At 61.5% G+C, this 19,326-nt stretch carries 14 protein-coding genes; 4 read left to right on the top strand and 10 right to left on the bottom strand.

Going from position 1 to position 19,326, the window contains the following annotated elements:
• Positions 1 to 52 precede the first annotated feature (52 nt).
• Positions 53 to 703, top strand: a complete 651-nt coding sequence (locus tag OLZ32_RS19360; protein WP_264399722.1) for a glutathione S-transferase family protein — start codon at positions 53 to 55, stop codon at positions 701 to 703.
• A gap of 12 nt (positions 704 to 715) precedes the next feature.
• Here the strand turns inward: OLZ32_RS19360 and OLZ32_RS19355 are convergent, their stop codons facing one another.
• The 3 genes from OLZ32_RS19355 to OLZ32_RS39250 all read right to left on the bottom strand — a co-directional run bounded on the left by OLZ32_RS19355 (position 716) and on the right by OLZ32_RS39250 (position 7,161).
• Positions 716 to 3,025, bottom strand: coding sequence for a PAS domain-containing sensor histidine kinase (locus OLZ32_RS19355; RefSeq protein WP_264422101.1), 2,310 nt, complete (start codon positions 3,023 to 3,025; stop codon positions 716 to 718).
• A 192-nt stretch (positions 3,026 to 3,217) separates the two neighbouring features.
• Positions 3,218 to 5,866 (bottom strand): aminopeptidase N, encoded by a 2,649-nt coding sequence (gene pepN, locus OLZ32_RS19350; protein ID WP_003546792.1) that lies wholly within the window; start codon positions 5,864 to 5,866, stop codon positions 3,218 to 3,220.
• A gap of 188 nt (positions 5,867 to 6,054) precedes the next feature.
• On the bottom strand, positions 6,055 to 7,161 hold the full coding sequence (locus OLZ32_RS39250; protein ID WP_319641121.1) for a methyl-accepting chemotaxis protein: 1,107 nt from the start codon (positions 7,159 to 7,161) through the stop codon (positions 6,055 to 6,057).
• 347 nt (positions 7,162 to 7,508) lie between these two features.
• Between OLZ32_RS39250 and OLZ32_RS19340 the strand changes: the two genes are divergently transcribed.
• Positions 7,509 to 8,447 carry a DMT family transporter gene (locus tag OLZ32_RS19340; RefSeq protein ID WP_003546796.1) on the top strand — a complete coding sequence of 313 codons (939 nt, stop codon included), beginning with the start codon at positions 7,509 to 7,511 and terminating at the stop codon, positions 8,445 to 8,447.
• Positions 8,448 to 8,692: 245 nt separating this feature from the next.
• Entirely contained in the window at positions 8,693 to 9,565 is an 873-nt protein-coding gene (locus OLZ32_RS19335; protein WP_028741501.1) for a hypothetical protein, read from the top strand.
• Here OLZ32_RS19335 and OLZ32_RS19330 read toward each other — a convergent pair whose 3' ends face one another.
• The 6 genes from OLZ32_RS19330 to OLZ32_RS19305 form a co-directional block, all read right to left on the bottom strand.
• Entirely contained in the window at positions 9,566 to 9,724 is a 159-nt protein-coding gene (locus tag OLZ32_RS19330; RefSeq protein WP_003546800.1) for a hypothetical protein, read from the bottom strand.
• A 44-nt stretch (positions 9,725 to 9,768) separates the two neighbouring features.
• Positions 9,769 to 9,960 carry a hypothetical protein gene (locus OLZ32_RS19325; RefSeq protein ID WP_264399725.1) on the bottom strand — a complete coding sequence of 64 codons (192 nt, stop codon included), beginning with the start codon at positions 9,958 to 9,960 and terminating at the stop codon, positions 9,769 to 9,771.
• A 131-nt stretch (positions 9,961 to 10,091) separates the two neighbouring features.
• Positions 10,092 to 10,994, bottom strand: a complete 903-nt coding sequence (locus OLZ32_RS19320; protein WP_264399726.1) for a uracil-DNA glycosylase — start codon at positions 10,992 to 10,994, stop codon at positions 10,092 to 10,094.
• A 69-nt stretch (positions 10,995 to 11,063) separates the two neighbouring features.
• Positions 11,064 to 12,356 (bottom strand): Hsp70 family protein, encoded by a 1,293-nt coding sequence (locus OLZ32_RS19315; RefSeq protein WP_017990858.1) that lies wholly within the window; start codon positions 12,354 to 12,356, stop codon positions 11,064 to 11,066.
• A gap of 220 nt (positions 12,357 to 12,576) precedes the next feature.
• On the bottom strand, positions 12,577 to 15,693 hold the full coding sequence (locus OLZ32_RS19310) for an efflux RND transporter permease subunit (RefSeq protein WP_003546808.1): 3,117 nt from the start codon (positions 15,691 to 15,693) through the stop codon (positions 12,577 to 12,579).
• A complete protein-coding gene (locus tag OLZ32_RS19305; protein WP_003546810.1) occupies positions 15,690 to 17,012 on the bottom strand; it encodes an efflux RND transporter periplasmic adaptor subunit in 1,323 nt (440 codons plus the stop codon). Before OLZ32_RS19305 ends, OLZ32_RS19310 begins: the two co-directional genes overlap by 4 nt.
• Positions 17,013 to 17,301: 289 nt before the next feature.
• On the opposite strand from OLZ32_RS19305, the gene OLZ32_RS19300 reads away from it, so the two are divergent.
• Positions 17,302 to 18,180 carry a phosphotransferase family protein gene (locus OLZ32_RS19300; RefSeq protein ID WP_264399727.1) on the top strand — a complete coding sequence of 293 codons (879 nt, stop codon included), beginning with the start codon at positions 17,302 to 17,304 and terminating at the stop codon, positions 18,178 to 18,180.
• Positions 18,181 to 18,189: 9 nt separating this feature from the next.
• Here the strand turns inward: OLZ32_RS19300 and OLZ32_RS19295 are convergent, their stop codons facing one another.
• Positions 18,190 to 18,978 (bottom strand): SDR family oxidoreductase, encoded by a 789-nt coding sequence (locus OLZ32_RS19295; protein ID WP_264399728.1) that lies wholly within the window; start codon positions 18,976 to 18,978, stop codon positions 18,190 to 18,192.
• Between the last annotated feature and the right edge of the window lie 348 nt (positions 18,979 to 19,326).

Below are 19,326 nucleotides of genomic sequence, written 5' to 3'. Positions count from 1 at the left end.
TAGGATTCTCGTTTAGCCAGTCGTCTTCAGGACAAAGCTTTGGAGAACACCAATGACGATTACCATTACCGCTTTTGAACGGTCGCCCGATCGCGGCAGGGGTCTGGCACGTGACATGCGCGTTCGCTGGGCGCTTGAGGAAGTGAGCCAGCCTTACGACGTTCGTCTTGTTTCGTTCAAGACGATGAGAGAACCCGCACATCTGGCTCTTCAGCCTTTCGGGCAGATTCCGACCTATGAGGAAGGCGATCTCGCACTGTTCGAGTCCGGGGCGATCGTCTTCCATATCGGCGAGCGCCATGCGGGTCTGCTGCCGGACGATGCGAATGCCCGGGCGCGCGCGCTCACATGGATGTTTGCCGCGCTCAACACGGTGGAACCACCGATCTTCGACCGCGCTCTCGTCATGATCCTCGAGCGCGACAAGCCTTGGTACGACCATCGCCTTTCTGCCCTCGAGGTCAGCATCCGGAAACGGCTGGACGATCTTTCCCGTGCCCTTGGCGAAGCCGACTGGCTCGATGGTGCGTTCAGCGCCGGTGACCTGCTGATGGTGTCGGTGCTGCTCAGGTTGAAGGGATCTGCTATACTGGAGCAATATCCGAACCTCTCTGCCTATGTCGCCCGCGGCGAAGCGCGGCCGGCATACAAGCGTGCTTTCGCCGCTCAGCTGGCGGTTTTCACCGCCGCATCGGCCGGCTAAATGAGGTCGGCTCTAAATATCATCCGGAATGCGCAGCGAGATCACGGTGCCGATCGCTTCGCGTGAGCGGATCTTCATGCGGCCGCCATGCAGCGAGGTCAGCGAGCGGGAGATGGCGAGCCCGAGGCCGGAGCCACCCTTGCTCTTGGCATATTGGCTTTGCACCTGCTCGAAGGGCTGGCCGATCTTCGACAGCGCCGAGCGTGGAATGCCGATGCCGGTGTCGGCGATGGTGACGACGACAGCGCCATCGACGCGGCGGGTGCGCACTGCGATGCGGCCGCCATTGTCGGTGAACTTCACCGCATTGGAGAGCAGGTTGAGCAGCACCTGTTTCATCGCCCGGCGGTCGGCCATCAGCGTCAGGCCGGAGCAGATGCGCTGTTCGATGACGATGTTCTTTTCAGCCGCGGGCATGGCGGTGAAGCGCAAGCTTTCCTCGATCAGCGGCACAAGATCGATGCGCTCGCAATGCAGCCTGACATGGCCGGCTTCGATCTTCGACATGTCGAGAATGTCGTTGATGACGTTGAGCAGATGTTTGCCGCTGTCATGGATATCGCGGGCATATTCGTCGTATTTCAGCGAGCCGAGCGGACCGAACATCTGGTTCTGCAGGATTTCCGAGAAGCCGAGGATGGCGTTGAGCGGCGTGCGCAGCTCATGCGACATGTTGGCGAGGAACTCCGATTTCGCCTTGTTGGCGGCCTCGGCGCGTTCCTTCTCTGCCTGGTAGTTGGCGTTGGCCGTCGAAAGCTCGGACTTCTGGATCTCCAGCGTCTGGCGCGAGGCGGAGAGATCGCCGATGGTCGCCATCAGCCGGCGCTCGGATTCGCGCAGCCGCTCCTGATGGCGTTTCATCAGCGTGATGTCGGTTCCGACCGAGACCCTGCCGCCGTCGCGGGTGCGCCGCTCGTTGATCTGCAGCCAGCGCTCGTCGGCAAGCTGCACCTCCGTCGTACGCGAATAACCGGAGCCGTCGGCATCGGAAATCCGCCGCTCGATGACAGGCCGGGCGGCGGCGGCATTGACCGTCGAGCGCTCGGTGCCGGGCACGAGCACGCTGTCCGGCAGGCCATAGGCCTGCTGGAAATGCGTGTTGCACATGACCAGCCGATCGTTCTTGTCCCAGAGCACGAAGGCTTCCGAGGTGCATTCGATGGCGTCGGCTAGGCGCTGGTCGGCTTCTGCGTAGCGCTGGGCGAGCCGATGCTGTTCGGTCACGTCCATGGCGATGCCGATCAGGTGCATACGGCCGGAATTGCTGCGGATCACCTGGGCGCGCGCCCGCATCCAGACATAATGGCCGCCGGCATGGCGCATGCGGAAGATCTGGTCGACCTGGCCGGAAGCGCCCTTGCCGATGGCGCGCGCGATCTCGTAGAGTCCGCCGTCATCGGGATGCATCAGGCGGGCGGCTTCGCCGAAACCCATCGTCTTGTCGGAGCCCGGCAGACCGAGCATGTCGTACATCGAGCGCGACCAGAAGAATTCGCGGTTCTCGAAATCGAAATCCCAGAGGCCGCAGCGGCCGCGCGACAGCGCCGTCTCGACGCGCAGGTTCGATTCCAGGAAGATGTCGTCGGCGTCGCGGGCGCGCTTCACCTGCGTGTAATAGGCATAGAGGATGACGAGCAGGATGGAGGAGATGCCGGCAAACAGCGTGACGTTGAGCGCCAGTTCCTCGCGCCAAAGCTGCCCGATTTCGTCGAGCGAGGTGGCGGCGACGATATAACCGCCGGCATTGCCCATCAGCGTGATCTCGGCATAGTGCGGCACGCCGCCGATCGTCGTTTCGATGACGCCGGCGCGATCGCCGAAGCGGCGGATCGCCGAGACCTCGGGGAAGAAATCGCCGACATTGCTACCGACATGCGAAAGCCCGGCGGTGGTCGCGGCAAAAACCTTGCCGCTTGCCTGCACGAGCAGCACGAAAGCGCCGCTGTCCAGCCGGTCCTGCGGCAGGTATTTGGCGAGGCGGGCCTGCGCCCCGGTGATATCGCCGCTGTCGAAGATGTCGGCCGCATCGGCAAACACCGCAGAGGCGGTCGCCGCTGAAAGTGCGGTGGCATGGCGAGCCGAGGCCTCCAGCCGCCCGTATTCGCTCATCATGCCAAAGAAATGCGAGGCGGCGACGACGGAGAGGAAGGCGACGATCAGCGCCGGGATGGCCCGCTTCAAGACCAGCTCGGCCTTCGGCAGATAACGGAGAAGTGGTTCCGATGTCGCATGGCCCGAAAGGCTGTCGCGCCAGGCTTTGAGCCCGTCAAAATCGACACGCAGCCGTCCTCCGGCCACGGTTGCCCGCCGCACGTCCATCATCTCTTCGCCTTGTCCCTCGTGTGATTCGCGCGCCGCTCGCTCGAACCTGACCTAGAGAATCATGGGTGATTCGCCTTGTCCAGAGGCAAAGGTAAAAATCCGTTAACTATTTATAATTTCGGGTTTTTCCGGGTGATTCGAGGTGATGGGCGACCGGCCGTGGAATATTTCCTGATGGCCGGTCGAATCAAATTACCCTTTAAGCGTGCGCTCGACGATATCGCGCACGTCGGTCGAAAGATCGGCGGCCCGCTCGATCTCGATCAGCGCCGAGCGGGCGTGATCGGCACGCACGGGTTCGAGCGAGCGCCAGGAGCGCATCGAGGTGAGGATGCGGGCGGCAAGCTGTGGGTTGCGCCCGTCGATATCGAGAATCTGATCCGCGAGGAAGCGATAGCCTTCGCCATCGGCGCGGCCGAATCCGGTCGGGTTGGCAAAGGCGAAGGTGCCGACCAGCGACCGCATCCGGTTCGGATTGGTGCGCTTGAAGAGCGGATCGTCCATCAGGGCACGGACCCGTCCCAGGGTTTTTGCGCCCGGAATGCCGGCCTGGATCGCGAACCATTTGTCGATGACGAGCGCATTTTCCTCGAAGCGGTCACGGAAGGTGGCGAGCGCCTCGCTCGTCTCCGCGCTGTCGGGAAAACGATGGGCGAGGATGGTCAGCGCATGGCTGAGATCGGTCATATTGTTGGCCGCATCGAAGGCGGCCTTGGCGCGGGCCGGCGTCTCTTCGGCATGCGAGAGGTAGGTGAGGGCGCTATTGCGCAGCGCCCGCAACCCGGCGCTTTTCGCATCCGGGTTGAAATCGCCTGATGTCGTCATCGCTGCGTAGAGGCCGGCAAAGACATCCTTTCCGGCATCGGCGATCTGTTTCAGGACCGCCTGCCGGCCGGCATGGATGGCATCGGGATCGTTGTTGCCGCCGAGTTCACGGGCGATATCGGATTCGCTCGGCAGAGCCAGCGCCTGGGCGCGGAAGGCGGGCTCGAGGCTCTCGTCGGCGGCGGCGGCAATCAGCGTCTCGACGAAGGTCGCCTCGCAGATCACAGGCTTGCCCTCGCGGGCGTCGCGTGCCGCTTTCAGCAGGTTCGGCAGCGCCAGATCGGTCAATGCCTGCCAGCGGGCGAAGTGATCGGTCTCATGGCGGGCGAGATGGGCAAGATCGGCCGGGCTCTGATCGAAATGCAGGTTGATCGGCGCCGAGAAGCTGCGGTTGATCGAAACGACCGGCCGCGAACCAACGCCATGGAACACGGCCGTCTGCGTGCGGCCTGTGAGATGCAGCACCTCGCCGGCATATTCCGCGCCGTCGACCGAGGTCGGCTCGATCTTGCCGCCGTTTTCGCCAAACAGCGCGAGGCTGAGCGGAATATGCATCGGCTCCTTGCTCGGCTGGCCGGGCGTTGCCGGGATCATCTGTTCGAGCGACAGGGTGAAGCTGCCGGCCGCCGCATCATAGCTGCCCGATGCGGTGACGAGCGGCGTGCCGGCCTGATGGTACCAGAGCGAAAATTGCGTGAGGTCGCGCCCGCTTGCATCCTCGAAGCATTTGACGAAATCCTCGATCGTCACGGCCTCACCGTCATGGCGGTCGAAATAGAGGTCCATGCCTTTCTTGAAGCCGTCCTTGCCGAGCAGCGTCGCAATCATGCGCGTGACTTCGCTGCCCTTTTCATAGACGGTCGTCGTGTAGAAATTATTGATCTCGCGATATGTCGTCGGCCGCACCGGATGGGCGAGCGGGCCGCCATCCTCCGGGAACTGCTCCGATTTCAGGTGGCGCACTTCGGCGATGCGCTTGACGGCGCGCGAGCGCTGGTCGGAAGAGAATTCGTGGTCGCGATAGACCGTCAGGCCTTCCTTGAGGCACAGCTGGAACCAGTCGCGGCAGGTGATGCGGTTGCCGGTCCAGTTGTGGAAATATTCATGCGCGATGATCGTTTCGATATTGGCATAGTCAGCATCGGTGGCGATCTCGGGATCGGCAAGCACGTATTTGTCGTTGAAGACGTTGAGGCCCTTGTTCTCCATCGCGCCCATGTTGAAATCGGAGACGGCGACGATCATGAAGATGTCGAGATCGTATTCGCGGCCGAACCTCTCTTCATCCCACTTCATCGAGCGTTTCAGCGCGTCCATGGCATAGGCTGCGCGCGGCTCCTTGCCGTGCTCGACATAGATCTTCAGCACCACCTCGCGGCCGGACATGGTCGTGAACGTGTCTTCGACGACGCCGAGATCGCCGGCGACGAGCGCAAAGAGATAGCTCGGCTTCGGATGCGGATCGAACCAGGCGGCGAAATGCTTGCCGGGGCCATAACCGGCGCCGCCGAGGAAGTTGCCGTTCGACAAAAGCAGCGGGTTGGCGTCCTTGTCGGCGATGATGTTGACCGTGAACGGCGCAAGCACGTCGGGCCGGTCGGGGAAATAGGTGATGCGGCGGAAACCCTCCGCCTCGCATTGCGTGCAGTAGATGCCGCCGGTGCGGTAAAGGCCCATCAGCTTGGTATTGGCCTCAGGGTTGATGACGGTGGTGATCGTCAGTTCGAAGGGCGCGCTCTCCGGCAGGTCGCGCACCGTCAGGCTTTCCGGTGTTGCGTCGTAACGCGAAGGGTCCAGTTCCACCTGATCGAACAGCAGCCCCGACAGCGTCAGTTCGTCGCCGTCGAGAACGATCGGCGCTGCCGGATCGGTGCCCGGGCGACGATGAAAGATCAGACGTGCCTCGACCTTTGTCTCCGTCGGGTCGAGTTCGAAAGTCAGGTCCACACGTTCCAGCACGAAGTCGGTGGGACGGTAATCTGCCAGATGAATGACCTGGCCGGTATCTGTTCGCATGGTGTTTCCTGAAGACCGTTATTTGATAACCGCGGAATACAGAGGCGGGCGCACTCTGCCATAAATTTTGCCGGGAATGATTACATTAAAGTCTGAACTAAACTTAAAGCAAATTGCCCGCGAACACCAAGTTCGCGGGCAAAATATCTTATTGGACGTGGATGAACGCCACCGGCGCAGGATGAGTGCTACTTAAGATTGAGGGAGGCCTTGATCATCGCGTCGTTTTCCGTCTGCTGCACAACGACGCCGTACCAGCCGAGCCCGTCGTAATCCTCGTAACCGAGAGTGCGCGCGAAGGCGACGATCGAGCCGTTATTGTCGTAATAGCTGCCTTTCGCCTGGCCGGCCGGATTGGCGAGCGCGAAATGGGAAAAGAGCAAGGCGGGATTGGTGGTGGCGATCACCCGGCTCTTGCCGTCGAGCAGCATGACCGTCGTTTTTTCCGCCAGCTGCGGCGGCAGGTTCGCCTCTTTCTCGACGATCGCCTGGCCCTGGTTCTGCCAGTCGAAATAGACGCCGAGCGTGCCGACCAGCCGTCCGTCGAGCTTGCCCTCTTCGCGGATGCCTGTGGCATAAACGAGCGCATGCCTGGCGTCGTGGAGCGGGCTCGCTTTGACATCATCGACGATATAAGCGTCGCCGGAGGAGCAGGCCGACGCCGCGCGGAACCACGGATCGCCGGCAAGGCTCGTGCCTGAGATCTTGCGCTGGAACTTGGGATTGGCGGATGCGATCACCTTGCCCGAGAGATCGGTCATGACGAGATCGAGATAGACAGTGTAGAAGCGGTTGATGGCGCCGAGACGCTCCGCCGCAAAGGCGACGGTTTCCCGGCCCGGGTTCTGCAGCGCCTGCCAGAGCGCTGGATCCGTCGCCCACCAGCGCACATCGGCCGTGCGCTCGAAAAGATTGCGGACGATGAGCTGCACCAGTGTCTGCGCCAGATCGGTGAGGCGAACGCCCTCCATCTCCTCGACCAGCGAATCGGCCATGGCGCGGCTGAGGCCGATGCGGCCGAGCACGTTGCTCTCGAACCTGCCGGTGATATCGGTTGCGATCTGCGCCAGCCGCTGCACCTCGTTGGCAACGACGGCAAAGCCCTTTCCGGTCTCGCCGGCCCTGGCCGCCTCGATCAGCGCATTGATCGCCAGCAGCTTGATCTGCTTGACGATATGAGTGTTGTCGGCGCTGAAGCGCTCGAGGTCGGTGCTGATGCCGTCGGTGACGACGCGCATGGAGCGCGGGGTCGCATTCTGCGACTGGGCAATGGTTTCGGCGCTAAGCGGCTTCATTAAATGGGATCCTGAAAGGAGCGGGCAATTGTTTGTGCGGTGAAGAAAATTTCGAGATCAGCGATAAAAAACGATGCTTGCCTATGGTTTTCAATTGGTTAACGCCGAGCGCTGGGAGATGAACATTTTGGGGGTGAATGGCTCAAATAGGGAAATTTCAGAGCAGTGGCGCGCATGCAGCACGGTTGAGCCCCCGGCTGACGGCGATTCCATGATTCTCTCATATTGATTGCGGTTTTTTCGCCAATCGGGTTTTTCTTTCGCTACGATGGGTGACGTCACCTGCTGCGTTCCCGAGTCGAACGCGTCTCCCCGTTCCGGTTAAGTCAGTATCAAGAGCCAGGATCATGCACTCGGTTCTCAGAAACCCGATGAGAGGCATTGCGCTGAAAGTCTCGTCGGTCGTGGTCTTCCTGGCCATGCAGACCTTCATCAAGCTGGCGGGCTCAGACATCCCGCCGGGGCAGGTCACCTTCTGCAGGTCGTTCTTCGCGCTTTTCCCGATCATGGCCTATTTGGCCTATAACAGGCAGCTGCGCGCCGCCTTCTACACCGCCAATCCAATCGGTCACCTGAAGCGCGGCACGATCGGCATCTTGTCGATGGCTTTCGGTTTCTACGGGCTGCTGCATCTGCCGCTGCCGGAGGCGATCGCGCTCGGCTACGCGCTGCCGCTCGTCGCCGTCATCTTCGCTGCCGTTTTTCTCGGCGAGACCGTGCGCATCTATCGCTGGAGCGCCGTCCTGGTCGGCATCGTCGGCGTCGCTATCGTTTCCTGGCCGAAACTCACGCTGTTTCGCGACGGCGGCATGGAAGCGGAACAGGCCGTCGGCGCGCTCTGCGTGCTGCTGTCTGCCGTTCTCGGCGGCGTGGCGATGATCCAGGTGCGCCGCCTCGTCGAGGAAGAGAAGACGGCGACGATCGTGCTTTATTTCTCGATCACCGCCTCGGTCTTCTCGCTGGCTTCTCTTCCCTTCGGCTGGCTCATCCTGGCATGGCCGACGGCGCTCTATCTGATCGCCGCCGGTTTTTGCGGCGGCGTCGCGCAGATCCTGCTGACGGAAAGTTACCGCCATGCCGATGTCTCCACCATCGCGCCGTTCGAATATACGTCGATCCTGCTCGGCGGCATTGTCGCCTACTTCGTCTTCGGCGACGTGCCGAGCGTGACCATGCTGATCGGCACCGTCATCGTCGTCGCCGCCGGCATCTTCATCATCTATCGCGAGCATCAGCTGGGCATCGAGCAGAGAGAGGCGCGCAAGGCCACGACGCCGCAAGCCTGACGCCTGCAAGCGCATGTTTATCAAGGTTTTAACGCAGGGATTGCGGCGGCTTGAAACTTGCGCTCAAAGAGTGAAAAGAATGGTGAATTCTTGGGATACCGTCGGCCTGTGGAATATGATTGTTGAACATGAGAGAGTATCATTTATTCCAAGCTGTGCATGTCTGAATGGCCGCTGATGCCGGAGGAGCTCTCGGTGTCGTTGCTCCGAACGCTGGCCGGCGAGCGGGGGTGGAGAAAAGCATAATGGCATTCACAGCGGAGCAATTGGTGGGGAACTCTTCCTTTCTGATGAGCATTCGCTTTTTGGCTGGGCAGATGCGCGGCATGTTCGATGCCGGTCCGCGGCTGGCGCGACTGCTCGCCTCCCATCAACGCTGGCTTCTGACTCAGACTGCCTATGCCCTCCACCTGGAATATGATCCGCGCGACCCGACGTCGGGTTTCACTGCCGTTCGGCTGACCGGGCGCATCACCGCGCACAAGGTAGCGAGCCGCAACACCGTGCTCGCTTTCATCGAAGAACTCTATACCTACCGCTTCATAACCCACACGCCCGGTGACGAGCGGCGGCGGCCACGTCATTTCGAGCCGGCCGACGTCAGCCATCAGGGAATGTTTGCCTGGCTTTTTTCCAATCTCGGCGCGCTCGACCTGCTCGACGGCGGTCAAAGGGCCGCCTTTTTCCAGGCAAATCCATCACTGATGCGGCTCATTCAGCCGCGCATTGCCCGCCATTGCCTCGAAGATGCCGCCTGGCGCGAGCCGCCGGAGCAGGTGGCGCTCTTCCTCTGGACGGAAGCCGGCGGCCTCGTCGTCGACAACTTCATCGCCCGGATGGCCATGGAAAGCAGCGAGCCGAAGAGGCTGTCCGTCGGCCGTGTCGAAACCCGCGCGCTCGCGGCCGATTTCATGATGTCGCGCACCCATCTGCAGCGGCTGCTGGCAAAAGCGGCGCAACGCGGCTGCGTCGGCTGGCAGGACGAGCCGCGCAAGACGCACCTTTGGATATCGCGGGATTTCGTCGAGGAATATTGCGCCTGGCAGGCGGTCAAGTTCGCCTATGTCGACGAAGCCTTCGAATGGGCGAAGGCCCAGATCGAGGAAATGGCGGTCTGATCAGAGAACGATGGCTGTAGCGTCTGCTCTAATAGGCGCGCCGACATCGACCGGCTTGACCAAAAGCTCGCGTTCATATTCCCGCGCGGCGCAGACGGCGACGCGGATGTGCTCGAAGGTTTCGATGTTGCGCAGAAGCGATATCAGGATCGTCGACATGTTGGGTACTCTTGACACGAAAGGGCAGGCGAAGTGCCTGCCGCTCAATATTGCTGGAAGTCCGAAAAAACGGCGTTCGGGCGCGCCGTACGGCTGTTGATGCCGGTGCCGCGGGCAATCATCTGTTCGTTCGTGGCAAAGCCGAAACGGCTGTAGCCCTGAGTGGAACGAACCTGGTCGCCGGCGAGGCGAAGGGTTTCAAACCCGCTATGGATAGGACGAAAACGCTTGTTCATGGCCTTGGTTCCTGTGATTCCTCCCAAGACACAGCTGATATTGCGATGCAGCATAGATTCCGCAATGCATCACGGCGGGATGCAGCCATGCGAAAATCGCATAGATTGATTCACAAATTATTCAACTTTGGCTAATTTCTAAGCAAAGAGAGGGACTTAAGCTTCGCTTGAAAGGCGAGCAGGTCATTCCAGGCCAGCCGCTTGTTTACAGGTGCGGTTAACAGATCCTGCGGATGCAGGCTGGCTATGGCAGGAATGACACAGTCCGCAGCGGCAATCTCCTTCCAACGGCCGCGCAACCCGTGAATCGTGTCGCTTTCGCCGAAAAAGAAACGCGCCGAAAAATTGCCGAGCAGCAGGATCGCCTTCGGTTCGGCAAGCGCGATCTGCCGCTCGATGAAGGGTCGGCAGATGTCCATTTCCGCGGCCGAGGGCGCACGATTGCCAGGTGGTCGCCAGGGGATGACCTGCGTCAAGAGAATGGCTGAGCGCGTCAGCCCGATCGCCGCCAGCATCTTGTCGAACAGCTGGCCGGATTTTCCCGAGAAGGGCATGCCCTCGCGATCGTCTTCGGCGCTCGGCGCCGAGCCGATCACCATGATCCTGCTTTCGGCATCGCCGCTGGCAAAGATGGTCGAGCGGGCGCTGTGTTTGAGGTTGCAGCCGTTGAAGGATTCGATCGCGGTCTTGAGCTCGACGAGCGATCGCGCGGTTTCGGCGACGAAGCGCGCCTGCTGCACCGCCTCGCCATCCGGGATTGCCGGTTGCGGACCGGACGCTGCGCGTTCGGCAGGCGCTGGGCGCACCGCTGCATTCGGGCGCACCGGTGCCTGACCTGGGGCAGGGCGTTCCCCAGCGGCGGGACGTTGCTGCTGCGCCTGTGCCGCCGCCGGGCGGCGGGCGGCCTTCATCGCTTCGAACTCGGCGAAGCGGTCGATCGCCTCTTCCTCCAGCAGCCATTCCACGCCGGCATCGGCATGGAAATGCAGAAGCGCTGCGAGCTCGGCTGGGGAAAGGTCGTTGGCGGAGATCATGCGGGCAAGCTTAGCGGAGTGACAGTGGCATTGAAAGGGCGGGCGGCCGATTGCCCGCCCTTGCCGGCTCTATTGCACAGTCCATTGCGTGATGTCGTCGCGTTCGCCGATCAGCGCCAGGCCATGGGCAATCGACAACAGCTCGCCGCCGCTTTCGATCCGGTCGCGCTCGAAGCGTTCGGTAAAGATGCGGCGCACCGCCGGCACGAAGGAGGTGCCGCCGGTCAGAAACACCTTGTCGATCTCCGCAGGCTTCGTCTCGGTCTTGTCGAGCACGTCATCGAGTGCGCTTTCGATGCGGGCGAGATCATCGGCGATCCAGCCTTCGAAGTCGCTCCGCTTGATGCTGCGATGTCCGCTGCGGCCAAGCGGCGCGAAATCGAAGGGCGCTTCCTCTGATGCCGAGAGCGCCATCTTCGTCGCCGACACCGCCTGATAGAGCGGGTAGCCCTCGTCATGATCGATCAGGTCGATGAAGATTTCGAGCTTTTCCGGTTCCAGGCTGGTGCGCACCAGCTTCTTCAGATCCTCGAATTCGCGCGTCGTCTTGAAGATCGACAGCTGGTTCCAGCGGCCGAAGCTGGAATAGTAGTTGGACGGCACTTCGAGGATTTTGTCGAAGCTTTTGAAATGGCTGCCCTTGCCGATCAGCGGTGCGACGATGTTGTCGATCATCCTGTAGTCGAAATGGTCGCCGGCGACGCCGACGCCGGAATGGCCGATCGGCGTTGCCGTCAGCTTGCCGGCGACGGTCTCGAAGCGGATCAGCGAATAGTCGGTCGTGCCGCCGCCGAAGTCGGCGACCAGCACGGTGGCATCCTGCTTCAGGTTCTGCGCGAAATAGAAGGCGGCGGCGACCGGCTCGTAGACATAGTGGATTTCGGGAAAGCCGAAGCGCGACAGCGCCGCGTTGTAGCGCTCGGTCGCCAGCGCCGGATCGGGGCTGGCGCCGGCAAAGTGCACCGGCCGGCCCGTGACGATGCGACCGACATCCGAAGGCCAGTTGTCGCCGGCATAGTTGCGCAGCCGCCGCACGAAGATCTCCATCAGATCCTCGAAATTATGCCGCTTGGCGAAAATCAGCGTGCCCTGGAACAGCGCACTTGCCGCAAAGGTCTTGATCGATTGCAGGAAGCGACATTCGCCGGGATTGTCGATGAATTGGCGGATCGCCGCATGGCCTGCTTCCACCTTCAGCGCCGAAGCGCCGAGCTGGGCATCCTTCATGAAGGAAAGCGCCGTGCGCATGCTGTCTGCCGTACCCTCCGTGCTCGTGAACGCCATCGAACGTGTCGCCCCGCCATCCGCCATGGCGAGAACCGTATTCGTCGTGCCGAAGTCGAAACCCAGCGCCTGAGCCATGCCCGCACCTCTTCATGCCGATTGTTATTGGAGACGGAGCATCGCTCCGCGAGAGGGCGTAAGCACGCCCCGGAATCAGGAGGGCGGGTGATGCCACAGGGGCGTGACATATTCAAGAGGAGCGGAAGTTGATGTGATCGCGGGCGCACTTCTTCTCCCGGTTAGAAGAAGAAGTGCGCCGCAAGGGTCAATCGGCAATGCCGAATTCAGAGGGCCGTCATCACTCGGCGGCCATTGCCCTTGCCTCTTCCAGCTCCGGCTCCACGACCTTCCTGTGGCCGATCAGGCGGCCGAGGAAGTTTCCGAAGCGGTCCATCTCGACGAAGATGACTGGGGTGATGAAGAGCGTCAGCATCTGCGAGACGATCAGGCCGCCGACGACGGCGATGCCGAGCGGCTGGCGCAGTTCCGAGCTTGCGCCGGTGCCGAGCGCGATCGGCAGGGCGCCGAGCAGGGCGCAGAAGGTCGTCATCATGATCGGCCGGAAGCGTCGCACGCAGGCCTCGTGGATCGCCACCGTCGCCTTTTCGCCGGTCGTGCGCATGGTCTCCACCGCCACGTCGATCATCATGATCGCGTTCTTCTTGACGATGCCGATCAGCATCAGCAGGCCGATAAGGGCGATGATCGACAGGTCGAAACCCATGATCTTTAGCGCCAGCAGCGCACCGAATGCCGCCGCAGGCAAACCGGAAAGGATGGTGAGCGGGTGGATGAAGCTCTCGTAGAGCACGCCGAGCACGACATAGATGGTCAGCACCGCCGCCAGGATGAGATATGGCGTATTGCCCTGAGACTGCTCGAAGATCTGCGCTGTACCGCCATAGGAGGTGAAGACGTCGGCCGGCATGCTCATTTCCGTCTTGATCTGGTCGATTGCCGCCGTCGCGTCGCTGAGCGAGACGCCTTCCGGCAGGTTGAAGGAAACGGTGGTCGAGACAAGCTGGCCCGTCTGGTTGATTGTCACAGGGCCGACCGTGCGCTCGACATGCGCGAAGTTTGAAAGCGGCACCAGGCTGCCATTGGCCGAGGCGACACGGATTTCCGAGAGCTTCTGGTCGTCCCAGGGCTTGCTGGTGTCATATTCGACGATGACGTCGTAGCTGTCGCCGGTCGACTGGATTTCCGCCGCTGCATATCCGCTGAAGGATTCCTGCAGCGTCGTGCGCAGCGTGTCATTGTCGATCCCGTAGGCGGAGGCCCGCTCGGTATCGATGACGATATTGGCCTGCAGGGCGTTGTTCTGCGCGTCCGACGTCACGTCCGTGAAGAGGCGATCCTTGCGCATCGCCGCCTGGATCTTGCCGGCCCAGAGGTTGGTCTGGTCGGCGTTCAGTGCCTGCACGACCAGCTGATATTGGCTGGCCGTCTGGCGACCGCCGAAGCGCAGGCTCTGGTTCGGTGTCACGAAGGCCTGCAGGCCGGGGATCTTGTTGATCGCCGTGCGCAGTTCGCGCAGCGTCTGGTCAAGCGGCGGACGTTCCTTCTTGTCCTTGAGTTCGACGAACATCGAGCCGTTGTTCTGCGGTTTGTTGGGATTGCCGCCGATCGTCGACATCACATGGTTGACCGCCGGGTTCGCCTTGACGACGGCTGCCGCCTGCTGCTGCAGCGCCGCCATGGCGGAATAGGAAATATCCTGACGAGCTTGCGTGCTGATCGTCAGGCGGCCGATATCTTCCTGCGGGAAGAAGCTCGTCGGCAGCGTCATGAAGAAATAGATCGTCAGTGCGACAGAGGCGAGGAAAACGCCGAGGATCGTGGGGCGGTGGCGAAGGCACCAGCCGACAGCCCTGTCATAACCGCGCAGCGTCCGTTCGAAGCCGGCATCGAAGATGCGGATGATGAGCGGCGGGCGGCTCTGGTGGTTGGACAGACGCGAGGCGAGCATCGGCGTCACGGTCAGCGAGACGATTGCCGAGGAGATGATCGCAATCGCAACCACCATGCCGAATTCGTTGAACACGCGGCCGACAACGCCGCCCATCAGCAGGATCGGGATGAACACCGCGATCAACGAAACCGACATGGAAATGATGGTGTAGCTGACTTCGCCCGCACCCTTGATCGCCGCTTCCCGCACGGGCATGCCTTCCTCGACATGGCGCAGAATGTTTTCGAGCATGACGATGGCGTCGTCCACCACGAGCCCCACCGCGAGCGTCAGCCCGAGCAGCGAGATGTTGTCGATACTGTAGCCCAGCACATACATCATACCGAAGGTCGAGATCAGCGACAGCGGAACGGCAAGCCCGGGAATGATCGTTGCTGTCGCATGGCCGGTAAAGAGGTAGATGACGAGAACGACGAGGCCGATCGTCAGCAGCAGCGTGAACTTCACGTCGGAGATGGCATCGCGAATCGGCTTTGCGGCGTCATTCATGACGACCGTGTTGACCGAGGGTGGGATTTCGGCGTGAAGCTGCGGCAGCTTGGCGTTGATCGCATCAACGACATCGACCGTATTGGCATCCGGCTGGCGCTGGATGGCGAGGATGATGCCGCGCTGGCCGTCATACCAGCTGCCGGTATATTGATTCTCAACACTGTCTTGCACATCGGCAATATCGCCGAGGTGGATCGGCGCGCCGTTCGGATTGGCAATGACGAGCGAACGGAATTGTTCGGCGCTGGTGCGCTGCGTGTTCGCCGTGATGGTCATGCTCTGCGAATTGTTCTGCAGCGTTCCCACAGGCTGCTGGCTGTTGGCGGCAGCAAGCGCCTTGTTCACTGTGTCGATGCCGATGCCGCGGGTCAAAAGCTTGTTGGGATCGACCTCGACGCGAACGGCATAGGTCTGCGCACCGTAGACGCTGACCTGGGCAACGCCGGGAAGCGTCGAAAGCGACGGCGAGATGATGTTCTCGGCGATGTCGTCAAGCTTGCTGCGCGGCATGGTGTTGCTCTGCACCGAGAGCAGCATGACAGGCGCATCGGCCGGGTTCGTCTTGCGATAACTCGGCGGCGTCGTCAGATTGTCGGGCAGTTGCCGGGTGGCATGCGAAATCGCCGCCTGCACATCGGCTGCGGCCGCATCGATATTACGACTGAGGTCGAACTGCAGCACGATGCTGGTGCTGCCGAGCGAACTGGAGGCGCTGATTTCGGTGATCCCGGGAATGGTCTCGAATTGCTTGATCAGCGGCGTCGAAACCGAGGTCGCCATCGTCTGCGGCGAGGCGCCGCTTAACTGCGCCGAAACGTTGATGGTGGGAAAATCGACCTGCGGTAGCGCTGCGACGGGTACGAGCTGATAACCGGCAAGACCGGCCAGAATGACGCCGATCGCAAGCAGCGTCGTCGCGACGGGGCGCTGGATACAGAAATTCGGGATCATTGCTGAGCTCCCACCGCGATCGTCTCGGAGGGCTGCTGTTGCCGAGGCTCTTCGGCGGAGGCGACATCAAGCGCCTTTTCATCGAACTGCTCGTTGATCGCCTGCTGGTCGCTGAGCTGGCCCTGGCCCTCGACGACGACGTGGTCGCCTGCCTGAAGACCCGATTCTATGGCAGTGAAGCCGCCATTTGCGCGGGCAACGGTGACGGCCGTCAGATGCGATTTGCCGTCCTTGGCGACGAAGGCGAAGAACCCCTCCGGGCCGGGGCTGACGGCAACCGTCGGCACCACCACCTGCTGTTCGTCATTGTTGAAATGCACCACGATGTTGACCGACTGGCCGGGCCAGAGCGCACCGGAGGCATTCTCGAATTTCGCCTTGGCAAGGATCGTGCCCGAGGCGGTGTCGACCGTATTGTCGTAGAAGCTGATCTCACCCTTTCGCACTTGCCCCTTGGTGGAATTGGGGGCGGTGCTGACCTCGACCGGTCCGCCTGCCAGAGCGCTCTTCAGCTCCCGCAAATAGCGTTCCTGCAGATGGAATTTCACATAGATCGGATCGTATTTCGCAATAGTGACGATTGCCGCGCCGGCGCTGAGGAAAGCGCCCTTGCTGACAACAATATCGCCGAGCCGGCCGTCGAAGGGAGCGCGGATGTCGGTGTGCTCCAGCAAGATCTGATCGGAGGCCAGCGAAGCCTTGTCGGCGTCAACAGTGGCTGCGGCGGTATCGCGGGCGGCGACTGCCTGGTCGAGGCTCTGCTGAGTGCCGGCCTTCTGGTTGAAGAGGTCCTGCGCGCGCGTCAATGCGGTCTCGGCTTCCGAAAGGGTTGCCGCGTCGCGCACGATCATCGCATTGTCCTTGTCAACGGTGGCCTTGGCCGTCCGGTCGTCCAGCTTGGCGATCAGGTCGCCGGCTTTCACAGTCGCCCCATCCTGCGCATCGATGCTGACGATCAGGCCCTGTTCCTGTGCGGCAATGGTCGTATTGTCATCGGCATCGGCCCAGCCGGTCGCCGTGACATCCATCGGCAGCGTCGTTTTCACGGCTGCGACGGTCTTGACGACGGTTGGGCCGCCGCCGCCGCGTCTGCGCCCGCCGCCCTGATGTTGGCCACCATCCTGCCCCTGATTGGCTTGCGCCTGATTGGCCTGCTGATCGGCCTGTGCCTGCTGCCCGCCGCCATTGCCGCCGGCCGGCTGCTTGATGAACTGCGAGAGGTAGGGAATGCGGGAGGCATAAGGGACCAGATTCCCGAATTGCCAGACGCCGATAGCGGCAATTGCGATAACGCTGACGGTGATCCAAAATTTCTTCATGGGCGAGAACCGGTCTTGAGCAAGGTTGCAAAATTTATGCTCTGATTGAGCTGCTTATATTGCGGCGCAAAAAAGACATAATTCCCGGTGCGCGATCACTAAGTGGTTATAACGGCTTAAAATTTTGTAATGAATATTCCGTAATATTCAAACTATACTAATATAGAGCCAGTGTAATCCGATGCCGTCCGACGGCGGAGGCGAAGGCGGTTCGCCCGGCGACGATGCCGACCCGTATGCCGTCCATCGCGCGGGAAGAACGCGGAAAAACCAGAGAAGGCAGATCGTCATGACTGAGTTGGACGCCAGCGAGTTTCGCTCTCTCATAACGAGCATATATCCTGAACTCACGGCCTCCGTCTTCAGGCTGGCGGCGAAGGGCTGGGATTCGCTTGCCGTCGACGTCGATGACACGCTGATCTTCAAGTTTCCCCGCGATTCGAGTGCGGAAAGAGCGCTTGTGAAGGAAGCTGCCTTGCTCGATGTCGTTCGGCCGTCGCTGTCGATGGCGGTTCCCGACATGCGCATTCACGACGGGCCGCCGATCTTCTCCAGCCATGCCAAGCTCGACGGCGAACATCTCATTGCCGAAGATTACGATGCGCTTGGCGAAGGCGATCGTCAGCGCCTCGCTGAAGATCTCGCGCGTTTTTACGCCGAGCTGCATGTGCTCGATGCCGATCGCATACGGTCCGCCGGTGCCGGGGCTATCCAGCCATGGCAATCGCCCGAGACGGTGCGAATAAAGGCTTTGCCGCTGCTGCCGCCCGACATCAGGAGCTTTGCGCAGGCCATTATTTCCGATTTCGAAGCCTTGCCGCCCGATCCCTACGGCAACATCTACGGCTTCTTCGACGGTCATGGCTGGAACATGGCCTTCGACCATGCGCAAAGGAGGCTGAACGGCATCTATGATTTCGCCGATTCCGGCTTTGGTCCGCTGCACCAGGAATTCATCTACTCGAACTTCATCTCGCCCGATCTGACCGCACGCATCGTATCGGCCTATGAAATGCTGACCGGACGCAGGCTCGACCGGCGGCGCATTGCGATCCTGACCGGCTTCCATCGCCTGTCCGAGCTCGCCGAACTTGCGGACGATCCGGCGAACGTCGAACAGATGATCCGAAGTGTGGCGACATGGGCGGCGGCTGCCCGCGTCGGCTGAGAGGGAATGTCAGACGGATCGTGCCGCGCCGCCATCGCAGCGGATGAGCGAGCCGGTGATATAGCTTGCCGGTTGGCTGCAGAGGAAGGCCGCCGTTGCGGCGAATTCTTCCACCCTGCCGTAGCGGCCGACCGGAATGCGCGCTTCCTTGTCGGTGCGGATCTCCTCGATGCTCTTGCCGGTCCGCTTTGCCGCAGCTCCGTCGAGATCGTCGAGCCGCGCCGTCAGGATGCTGCCGGGCAAGAGCAGGTTGGTGGTGACGCCGAAGCCCGCCACTTCGGAGGCAAGCGTCTTGCTCCAGCCGGCAAGGGCCGGGCGCAGCGTATTCGACAGCGCCAGATTGGCGATTGGTTCGATCACGCCGGACGAGGCAACCGTCAGGATGCGGCCCCAGCCCTGCGCCTTCATGCCGGGCAGCAGCGCATTGGTGAGCGTGATCACGCGAGCGACCATGGAGAGGAAATAACTTTCGAGCTTTTCGCCCGTCATGTCCTCCGTCGTACCGGGCGTCGGTCCGCCGGTATTGTTGACGAGGATATCGAGCCCGCCGAACTTTTCCTTCACCGCCGTCGTCACCATCTCGACGAAGCGTTCGTCCCCGAGATCGGCCCAGATCCAGTCGGCCCGGCCTTTGCCTTCGCCATTGATCGCCTTGCAATTGGCCTCCAGCTGTTCGCCGCTGCGCCCGCAGAGCAGCACGTTCGCGCCCTCACGCGCCAGCGCCACGGCGATGCCCAGGCCGAGGCCGCGCGAGGAGGCGAGGACGAGTGCCCGTTTGCCCTTGATGCCGAGATCCATGATTGTCCTCCGATAGCTTTGAGCGATGTATAAGGCGCAAGCGGCGGAAAAGGAAAGGGGATGTAACCGGTTCGGCAGCGTTTGATAATTGACGTTGACGTAAGCGTTATGTAATTCTTTTCCACGAGGCCTCATCATTGGGCGAATTGGAAGATTGGCTGTCGTATCCCGGCTCGACAATGCTTTCTCGTTTTGACAAGAAAGTGCCATGACGGGATGACGGCCGCGTGCCGCCAAGCGGAGACGAGTGAATGACCGAGACGACTGAGCTGCCCGAACGCGAGAGCATGGAATTTGACGTTGTGATCGTCGGTGCAGGCCCGGCTGGTCTTGCGGCGGCGATCCGGT

Source organism: Rhizobium acaciae (assembly GCF_025941625.1).
In the GTDB taxonomy this organism is placed as follows: domain Bacteria; phylum Pseudomonadota; class Alphaproteobacteria; order Rhizobiales; family Rhizobiaceae; genus Rhizobium; species Rhizobium acaciae.
The sequence above is the reverse complement of the archived record's forward strand: the minus strand, read 5'-3'. Positions and strand labels throughout refer to the sequence as shown.

Excerpts from the sequence above, each read along its gene's own strand:
- pepN (WP_003546792.1), bottom strand. The coding sequence starts at position 5,866 with ATGCGAACAGATACCGGCCAGGTCATTCATCTGGCAGATTACCGTCCC.
- OLZ32_RS19320 (WP_264399726.1), bottom strand. The coding sequence starts at position 10,994 with ATGATCTCCGCCAACGACCTTTCCCCAGCCGAGCTCGCAGCGCTTCTG.
- OLZ32_RS19340 (WP_003546796.1), top strand. The coding sequence starts at position 7,509 with ATGCACTCGGTTCTCAGAAACCCGATGAGAGGCATTGCGCTGAAAGTC.
- OLZ32_RS19330 (WP_003546800.1), bottom strand. The coding sequence starts at position 9,724 with ATGTCGACGATCCTGATATCGCTTCTGCGCAACATCGAAACCTTCGAG.
- OLZ32_RS19325 (WP_264399725.1), bottom strand. The coding sequence starts at position 9,960 with ATGAACAAGCGTTTTCGTCCTATCCATAGCGGGTTTGAAACCCTTCGC.
- OLZ32_RS19310 (WP_003546808.1), bottom strand. The coding sequence starts at position 15,693 with ATGATCCCGAATTTCTGTATCCAGCGCCCCGTCGCGACGACGCTGCTT.
- OLZ32_RS19315 (WP_017990858.1), bottom strand. The coding sequence starts at position 12,356 with ATGGCTCAGGCGCTGGGTTTCGACTTCGGCACGACGAATACGGTTCTC.
- OLZ32_RS39250 (WP_319641121.1), bottom strand. The coding sequence starts at position 7,161 with ATGAAGCCGCTTAGCGCCGAAACCATTGCCCAGTCGCAGAATGCGACC.
- OLZ32_RS19305 (WP_003546810.1), bottom strand. The coding sequence starts at position 17,012 with ATGAAGAAATTTTGGATCACCGTCAGCGTTATCGCAATTGCCGCTATC.
- OLZ32_RS19335 (WP_028741501.1), top strand. The coding sequence starts at position 8,693 with ATGGCATTCACAGCGGAGCAATTGGTGGGGAACTCTTCCTTTCTGATG.
- OLZ32_RS19300 (WP_264399727.1), top strand. The coding sequence starts at position 17,302 with ATGACTGAGTTGGACGCCAGCGAGTTTCGCTCTCTCATAACGAGCATA.
- OLZ32_RS19295 (WP_264399728.1), bottom strand. The coding sequence starts at position 18,978 with ATGGATCTCGGCATCAAGGGCAAACGGGCACTCGTCCTCGCCTCCTCG.
- OLZ32_RS19355 (WP_264422101.1), bottom strand. The coding sequence starts at position 3,025 with ATGATGGACGTGCGGCGGGCAACCGTGGCCGGAGGACGGCTGCGTGTC.
- OLZ32_RS19360 (WP_264399722.1), top strand. The coding sequence starts at position 53 with ATGACGATTACCATTACCGCTTTTGAACGGTCGCCCGATCGCGGCAGG.